Annotated in this window: 10 protein-coding genes; 6 read left to right on the forward strand and 4 right to left on the reverse strand. The window is 70.1% G+C overall.

Going from position 1 to position 7521, the window contains the following annotated elements; translation table 11 throughout:
- Window positions 1–784: DNA-processing protein DprA (locus tag FV222_RS12525; protein ID WP_147814479.1), on the forward strand; the 784-nt coding region annotated here is incomplete at its 5' end.
- A gap of 5 nt (window positions 785–789) precedes the next feature.
- On the opposite strand, the gene ruvX is transcribed toward FV222_RS12525, so the two are convergent.
- Both ruvX and FV222_RS12535 read right to left on the reverse strand, forming a co-directional pair.
- A complete protein-coding gene (gene ruvX, locus FV222_RS12530) occupies window positions 790–1281 on the reverse strand; it encodes a Holliday junction resolvase RuvX (RefSeq protein ID WP_147762023.1) in 492 nt (163 codons plus the stop codon).
- A 22-nt stretch (window positions 1282–1303) separates the two neighbouring features.
- Window positions 1304–1885 (reverse strand): SMI1/KNR4 family protein, encoded by a 582-nt coding sequence (locus FV222_RS12535; protein ID WP_147762022.1) that lies wholly within the window; start codon window positions 1883–1885, stop codon window positions 1304–1306.
- A 117-nt stretch (window positions 1886–2002) separates the two neighbouring features.
- Between FV222_RS12535 and FV222_RS12540 the strand changes: the two genes are divergently transcribed.
- The 5 genes from FV222_RS12540 to gatB all read left to right on the forward strand — a co-directional run bounded on the left by FV222_RS12540 (window position 2003) and on the right by gatB (window position 6040).
- A complete protein-coding gene (locus FV222_RS12540) occupies window positions 2003–2203 on the forward strand; it encodes a hypothetical protein (protein ID WP_147751188.1) in 201 nt (66 codons plus the stop codon).
- 121 nt (window positions 2204–2324) lie between these two features.
- A complete protein-coding gene (gatC, locus tag FV222_RS12545) occupies window positions 2325–2612 on the forward strand; it encodes an Asp-tRNA(Asn)/Glu-tRNA(Gln) amidotransferase subunit GatC (protein ID WP_147762021.1) in 288 nt (95 codons plus the stop codon).
- A gap of 113 nt (window positions 2613–2725) precedes the next feature.
- Window positions 2726–4204 (forward strand): Asp-tRNA(Asn)/Glu-tRNA(Gln) amidotransferase subunit GatA, encoded by a 1479-nt coding sequence (gene gatA, locus FV222_RS12550; RefSeq protein WP_147762020.1) that lies wholly within the window; start codon window positions 2726–2728, stop codon window positions 4202–4204.
- Entirely contained in the window at window positions 4201–4503 is a 303-nt protein-coding gene (locus FV222_RS12555; RefSeq protein WP_147762033.1) for a hypothetical protein, read from the forward strand. Before gatA ends, FV222_RS12555 begins: the two co-directional genes overlap by 4 nt.
- Before the next feature lie 64 nt (window positions 4504–4567).
- The gene (gatB, locus tag FV222_RS12560; RefSeq protein ID WP_147751191.1) at window positions 4568–6040 is read left to right on the forward strand and encodes an Asp-tRNA(Asn)/Glu-tRNA(Gln) amidotransferase subunit GatB; all 1473 of its coding nucleotides are present in this window, start codon (window positions 4568–4570) and stop codon (window positions 6038–6040) included.
- Between the two features lie 30 nt (window positions 6041–6070).
- Here gatB and FV222_RS12565 read toward each other — a convergent pair whose 3' ends face one another.
- A complete protein-coding gene (locus FV222_RS12565) occupies window positions 6071–7144 on the reverse strand; it encodes an HlyD family secretion protein (RefSeq protein WP_147762018.1) in 1074 nt (357 codons plus the stop codon).
- The gene (locus FV222_RS12570; RefSeq protein WP_147762017.1) at window positions 7144–7338 is read right to left on the reverse strand and encodes a DUF1656 domain-containing protein; all 195 of its coding nucleotides are present in this window, start codon (window positions 7336–7338) and stop codon (window positions 7144–7146) included. The genes FV222_RS12565 and FV222_RS12570 overlap by 1 nt, the downstream gene beginning before the upstream one ends.
- Window positions 7339–7521: the final 183 nt, after the last annotated feature.

Genomic DNA, 7521 nt, shown 5'->3' on the forward strand with positions numbered 1-7521 from the left:
GGCCAGGCCCGAGACCACGACGAGGCCCGCCTCGCCCAAGCCCCGCGCCAACCGTTCGGTGAAGGCCAAGCCCGAGGCCGCGACCGGCACCGTCGCGGTGCTCGCCGGCGGGCACGACAAGATCTATCCGGCCAACCACGCCGGCCTCGTCGAGTCGATCCTGGAGGCCGGCGGCGCGGTTGTCGCCGAGATGCCGATGGGCTGGGTGCCCCGCGGACGCGACTTCCCGCGGCGCAACCGCATCATCTCGGGGCTCGCCTACGGCACCGTGGTGGTCGAGGCGGCGCGCCGGTCGGGCTCGCTGATCACCGCGCGCTTCGCCCTCGAACAGGGGCGCGAGGTGTTCGCGGTACCGGGCTCGCCGCTCGATCCGCGGGCGGAGGGGACCAACGACCTCATCCGCCAGGGCGCGACGCTCGTCGCCGAGGTCGATCACGTCCTCGCCGCGATCGCGCCGCTGATCGAGCGCGGCGGCGACCCCGACCAGGCGCCGGCCTTGCCGCGACCGGATCTGGCCGACCAGCCGGATTTCTGGGACGAGATCGACCTCGATGACGGCGGCTCATCAATGCCGGCGCCGTCGTTCGAGGCGCCGGAGCCGGCAGAGCCGGTGGGCGACCGCGAGACGATCGTCGCCGCGCTGAGCCCGACGCCGGTCGGCACCGACGAGATCGCCCGCGCGACCGGCCTGTCGGTGCGCGTGGTGCAGACGACGCTGCTCGAACTCGAGCTCGACGGGCGGATCGAGCGGCACGGCAGCGGGATGGTGTCGCTCGTCGGGTGACGCCTTCAATCCAGGTCGTCGTCCTCCGATTCGACCATCCCGCGCATCCGGTCGAGGCAGCCCTGCAGGATGTAGGCGGCGGCGAGCTTGTCGACGAGTTGGCTGCGCTTGGCCCGAGAGGTGTCGGCCGCGATCAACGCGCGGGTGACGACGGCGGTCGAGAGGCGCTCGTCGTAGAACAGGACCGGAAGGTCGAGGAGCGGTTTCAGATTGCGCACGAACGAGCGCGTCGACTGCACCCGCACGCCCTCGCTGCCGTCCATGTTGAGCGGCAGGCCGATCACCAGGCCGCCGACCGCGTGCTGCTCGCACAGGAACCGCAGCCGCGCCACGTCGGGCGTGAACTTCACGCGCTTGATCGTCTCAAGCGGCGAGGCGATCTGTCGTCCGAGGTCGGACAACGCGAGGCCGATGGTCTTGGTGCCGAGATCGATGCCGATCAGCCGGGGTCCGCCGCGGGAGGCCTCGGCGAAGGTGCGTAGCGCGTCCGTGTCCATCGTGTCCCATCCCGCCAAGGGCTCACACCGGCGCGCCGTCCTGCGCCGGCGCGCCGGCCCGCGCCAGCACCGCCGCCTCGATGCCCTCGAAGGTCGAGGCGAGCGGCGGTGTGCCGTCGCCGAGCACGTCGAGGATCGTCAGCCCCTGCGTCCGCTTGAAGAACGCGTCCAGGGTGTCGCCGCCGAAGCGGACGGTCTCAAGGTCGGGGGCCATCACCCAGATCGGGTACTCGCCCGCGCCCGACACGTCCCAGAACAGGAAGCTGCCGTCGTCGCCCTCGCCGAAGAAGCAGGCGCGCTCCAGCCGCGACAGGTCGCCGTCCTCGATCGAGAAGCGGTGCGGCGTGTCGGCGGCGGAAAGCGCCTGGATCGCCGCGTTGATGCTGTCGGCGACGATCTCGGCCCGCGTCACCAGGTCGGCCGCCGGGTAGGGCAGGGGCGTCGCGATCCGGAAGTGTCCGTTCGCGAGCCCGGCGCCGCACGCGCGGCAGAAGCTGCGATACGATTCGGGCAGCGCGAACCCGAGTTCAGCCTCCGCCCGCGCGATCTCCGCCTCGCTCGACCGCGCCCCCGGATGAAGCCGCTCGAACACCGTGTTCCACATCGCGTCCCCGCTCCATCCACAGGCGTTAACCGCATCCCGAACTTGCCCTGGCGCACGACGCAGCGCTTCCCTCATAACGATGGTTAAGGTTTCGTTAACCCCGTTGCGGAGGCAATCGTGCAGGCCATCGGTTCGTTCGTCCCCCAAGCTCCCGTCAAGGCGCCCGCCCGGCGTGCCATGCCGCGCAAGCACAAGCTGATGCTGCTGATCGCCTTCGAGGTGCTGGTGCTGGGCTTCGCCCTCGCGGAGTTCCGCCCCATCCGCCCAAGCGGCATCCTCATCGAGACCACGGGGATCCCGAACCACATCGTCACCTGACCCCCTGCGCGTTGCGGCGCCGCGAAGCCCGGTGCTATAGCGCCTGGACCGTGGAAGGGCCGGCAATCGCCGCTGCCGGCGCCCGACCTTCCGAGACGAACGCGCAAGACGAACAGGCAGCATGTCGGTCGACGAGAAGACAGTCCGGCGCATCGCGCATCTGGCCCGCATCGCGGTGGCCGAAGACGAGGTCGCGCCGCTGCAGGGCGAGCTGAACGCCATCCTCGCCTTCGTCGAGCAGCTGAGCGCGGTCGACGTGACCGGCGTCGAGGCGATGACCTCGGTGACGCCGATGGCGATGAAGAAGCGCAAGGACGTCGTCACCGACGGCGGTCGCGCGCTCGACGTGGTCGCCAACGCGCCGGAGACCGAGGACCACTACTTCCTCGTTCCCAAGGTCGTCGAGTAGGCCGGCCGGGCCGCGAAACGCCGGCCCGTGAACGACATCTGCCGCGTCCACCGGCTCCGCCGGCCGGAACGCCCCTGACCCGCATCGCGGCCACGCGGCCGAGGACGAACAGCGTGACGGAACTCAACGAACTCAGCCTCGCCGAGGCGCGCGACGGCCTGAGGGCCAAGACCTTCTCCGCCCGCGAGATCGCGCAGGCGCACATCGACGCCCTGGAGAAGGCGCGCGTGCTCAACGCCTACCTGCTGGAGACGCCCGACCGCGCCCTCAAGATGGCCGAGGCGTCCGACGCGAAGATCGCCAAGGGCGAGGCCGGGCCGCTCGAAGGCCTGCCGCTCGGCATCAAGGACCTGTTCTGCACCGAAGGCGTGACCACGACGGCGGGCTCCAAGATCCTGGAGAATTTCGAACCGCATTACGAATCCGCCGTCTCCGCCCACCTCTGGCGCGACGGCGCGGTGATGCTGGGCAAGCTGAACCTCGACGAGTTCGCCATGGGCTCCTCGAACGAGACCAGCGCCTACGGTGGAGTGATCTCGCCGTGGCGGCGTACCGGGTCCGACGCGAAGATCGTCCCCGGCGGCTCGTCGGGCGGCTCGGCCGCGGCGGTCGCGGCGCATCTGTGCCTGGGCGCCACGGCTACCGACACCGGCGGCTCGATCCGGCAACCGGCCGCCTTCACCGGCACGGTCGGAATCAAGCCGACCTACGGCCGCGTCTCGCGCTGGGGTACGGTGGCCTTCGCCTCCTCCCTCGACCAGGCCGGGCCGATCGCCCGCACGGTGCGCGACTGCGCGATCCTGCTCGGCTCGATGGCAGGGCCTGATGCCCGCGACACCACCTGCGTCGACCTCCCCGTGCCGGATTTCGAGGCCGCGGTCTCGCGCGGCGTGAAGGGCCTCACCATCGGTATCCCGAAGGAGTACCGGGTCGAGGGCATGCCCGCCGAGATCCAGAAGCTCTGGGACGACGGCGCCGCCTGGCTGAAGGACGCGGGCGCGACGATCCGCGAGATCTCGCTGCCGCACACCAAGCTCGCGCTGCCGGCCTACTACATCGTCGCGCCGGCCGAGGCTTCCTCGAACCTCGCCCGCTACGACGGCGTCCGCTACGGCCTTCGCGTGCCGGGACGTGACATCGCCGCCATGTACGAGAACACCCGCGCGGCTGGCTTCGGCCGCGAGGTGAAGCGCCGGATCATGATCGGCACCTACGTGCTGTCGGCCGGCTACTACGACGCCTACTACGTCCGCGCTCAGAAGATCCGCACGCTGATCAAGCGCGACTTCGAGGAGGCCTATGCGGCGGGCGTCGACGCCATCCTGACGCCGGCGACGCCGTCCTCCGCCTTCGGCGTCGGCGAGAAGGCCTCCGCCGACCCGGTCGAGATGTACCTCAACGACGTGTTCACCGTGACTGTGAACATGGCAGGGCTCCCCGGCATCGCGGTGCCGGCCGGTCTCGACGGCCAGGGCCTGCCGCTCGGGCTGCAGCTCATCGGGCGGCCGTTCGACGAGGAGACGCTGTTCGCCACCGCCGAGGTGATCGAGCGCGCGGCCGGGCGCACCGTGCTGCCGAAGGCCTGGTGGTGACGGTCCCGTATTATCCCTGGACCGTCTGGATCTTGGCCGGGTTCGATCCGGTCCTGATCGCGGTCTGCCTCTATCTCGGCTGGTCGGCGGACCAGTTCGGCAAACTCTTCGTCGCGGTGATCGCGGGGTTCGTGGCGGCGGTGCTGTTCTCCTGGGTGGTCACCGCGATCGGCATTCCCTGGCCGGCGCCCGTGAGCCACGATGGGCCGACCTTCTTCCCGGTACGGGTCGGCGCGGCCATCCTGTGGTCGATCCTGGGCTTCACCGCCCGAAAGATCCTGCGGCCGCACGCACCTTGACCGGCCTGCGCACCGCCACGACACTCCGCGGCGCCCCGGCGCTCCGTTCCATGAAAGTCCGAGCATGACGGCTCCCGTGAACCCGAAGAAGCTCATCAAGGGCGCCGAGCACGACTGGGAGGTCGTGATCGGCATGGAGATCCACGCCCAGGTCACCAGCCGCTCGAAGCTGTTCTCCGGCGCCTCCACCGAGTTCGGGGCCGAGCCGAACGACCACGTCTCGCTGGTCGACGCGGCGATGCCGGGCATGCTGCCGGTGATCAACGAGGAATGCGTGGCGCAGGCCGTGCGCACCGGCCTCGGCCTGAAGGCGCAGATCAACCACCGCTCGGTGTTCGACCGGAAGAACTACTTCTACCCGGACCTGCCGCAGGGCTATCAGATCTCGCAGTACAAGGACCCGATCGTCGGCGAGGGCGAGGTCGTGGTCGACCTGCTCGACGGCGAGTCGATCACCGTCGGGATCGAGCGGCTGCATCTGGAGCAGGATGCCGGCAAGTCGCTGCACGACCAGAACCCGACCCAGAGCTTCGTCGACCTCAACCGCTCCGGCGTCGCGCTGATGGAGATCGTCTCGCGGCCGGACCTGCGCTCCTCCGAGGAGGCGCGCGCCTACGTGACCAAGCTGCGCACGATCCTGCGCTACCTCGGCACCTGCGACGGCGACATGGAGAAGGGTTCGCTCCGCGCCGACGTGAACGTTTCGGTGCGGCTGCCCGGCCAGCCGCTCGGCACCCGCTGCGAGATCAAGAACGTCAACTCGATCCGCTTCATCGGCCAGGCGATCGAATCGGAGGCGCGGCGTCAGATCGCGATCATCGAGGACGGCGGCACGATCGCGCAGGAGACGCGCCTGTACGACCCGTCCAAGGGCGAGACCCGGTCGATGCGCTCGAAGGAGGAGGCGCACGACTACCGCTATTTCCCCGACCCGGACCTGCTCCCGCTCGAGTTCGACCAGGCCTACGTCGACGCCCTCGCCGAAGGGCTCCCCGAGCTGCCGGATGCCAAGAAAGCGAGGCTCATCGCCGATTTCGGGCTCTCGCCTTACGACGCCAACGTGCTCGTCGCCGAACGGGCGTCTGCCGACTACTACGAGGCGGTGGCCGCCAAGCGCGACGGCAAGGCGGCCGCGAACTGGGTGATCAACGAGCTGTTCGGGCGCCTCAACAAGGAAGGCCTCGGCATCGAGGCGACGCCGGTCTCCGCCGACCAGCTCGGCCAGATCATCGACCTGATCGGCGAGGGCGTCATCTCCGGCAAGATCGCCAAGGACCTGTTCGAGATCGTCTGGACCGAGGGCGGCGACCCGCGCGCGGTCGTCGAGGCGCGCGGGATGAAGCAGGTCACCGACACCGGCGCGATCGAGGCGGCGATAGACGACATCGTCGCCAAGAACCCCGACAAGGTCCAGCAGGCGAAGGAGAAGCCGACCCTGCTCGGCTGGTTCGTCGGCCAGACCATGAAGGCCACCGGCGGCAAGGCCAACCCGGCCGCCGTCAACGCCCTGCTGAAGAGCAAGCTCGGGATCGACTGATCCGCCTGCGCCCAGAGCCGGTCCGCCTTGTCACCGGCGGTCGGCGTCGGCCTCCCGCGTGGCCGGCGGATCGCCGGTGACGCGGCGGCGCAGGTCCATGAACCAGGCCGGCGGCGGTGCGCCGCCTTCGCCCACCACCACGGTCGCGGTCATGCCGGCCACCAGCGGCACCCCTGGCGGCACGTGCGCGATGCGGATGCGCACCGGCACCCGCTGCGCGAGCCGCACCCAGGTGTAGACGGGGTCGACGTTCGGCAGCCCCTGCGTGCTCGCCGCGGCGTTCGCGGTGGAGATGCCCTGCGTGATGCTCTCGACCGTGCCGCGCAGGTGGTTGGAGTAGCCCATCAACGCCATCTCGGCCGGGTCGCCGACATGAATGTTCGCCATCTTGGTCTCCTCGAAATAGCCGTCGATCCAGAACGAATCCGTGTCGATGACCGAGATGTTCGAGGTGCCGGTGGTGGCGTAGTCGCCGGCGCGCAGCAGCAGGTTCGTGACCCGGCCGTTCACCGTCGATTTCACCTGCGTGCGTCCGAGGTTGGTCTTGGCCTGCGAGAGCTGCGCCTTGGCGGTCTCTAGGGCCGCCTCGGCGATCTTGGCCGTGCCGGCATATTGCTGCTTCTCCTCGACGGAGGTCGAGACCGTGGTCAGCGCCTGGCGCCGGGCCGACTGGGCGTTCTTCACCGAGAGGTCGGCCTCGCGGTTCTTCACCTCGGCTTCGGCGGAAGCGACGTTCACCTCGAAGTCGAACGGGTCGATGACGTAGAGCACGTCGCCGCGCTTCACCGTCTGGTTGTCCACCACTCGCAGCTCGACGATCTGCCCCGAAACCTGCGGCGCGATGCTCGCCACCTGGACGCGCACCCGGCCGTCGCGCGTCCACGGCGCGGTGACGTAGTACGACCACACCACAGTCGCGGCGAGGAACGCCAGCACCAGGATCACGCCGGTGGCGGCCAGGCGAAACACCTTGCCGACGCGGCCGCGGCGCGCACGGGCGGGACGGTCGTCGGCCAGAGCCGGCGGATCGCCGCGGGGGGCCGCGGCATGGTCGCTCCCAGCCCGGCCACCGTTCGAGGCCTTGGGGTCGTCTTCGTCGGCCATCACAGCAACACGATCAGGAGGGCGAGGACGCAGACGTAGATCCCGGCCTCGGCGAGCGGCGGGTTGGCGACGTAGCGGCTGAAGCGGACGCGCGCGAAGACGAAGCGCAGCGCGATCAGGATCGCGAAGGCGCCCAGCGCGTAGGCGACGAAGGGCGAGACCAGGATCCCGCCGATTTGCAGTTCATGACGCATCGTCGCCTTCAATAACCTCGCGAAACCCTTCGCCTCAGAAACCCGGCATGTCGAGCCGCACGAGGAAGCGGCCCTGGCGGGGGGGTAAGGGGGGGGGGGGGGGGGGGGTGGGGGGGGGGGGGGGGGGGGGGGGGGGGGGTGGGGGGGGGGGGGGGGGCGCGCGGGGGGGGGGGGGGGGGGGGG

Source organism: Methylobacterium sp. WL103 (assembly GCF_008039885.1).
Taxonomy (GTDB): Bacteria; Pseudomonadota; Alphaproteobacteria; order Rhizobiales; family Beijerinckiaceae; genus Methylobacterium; species Methylobacterium cerastii.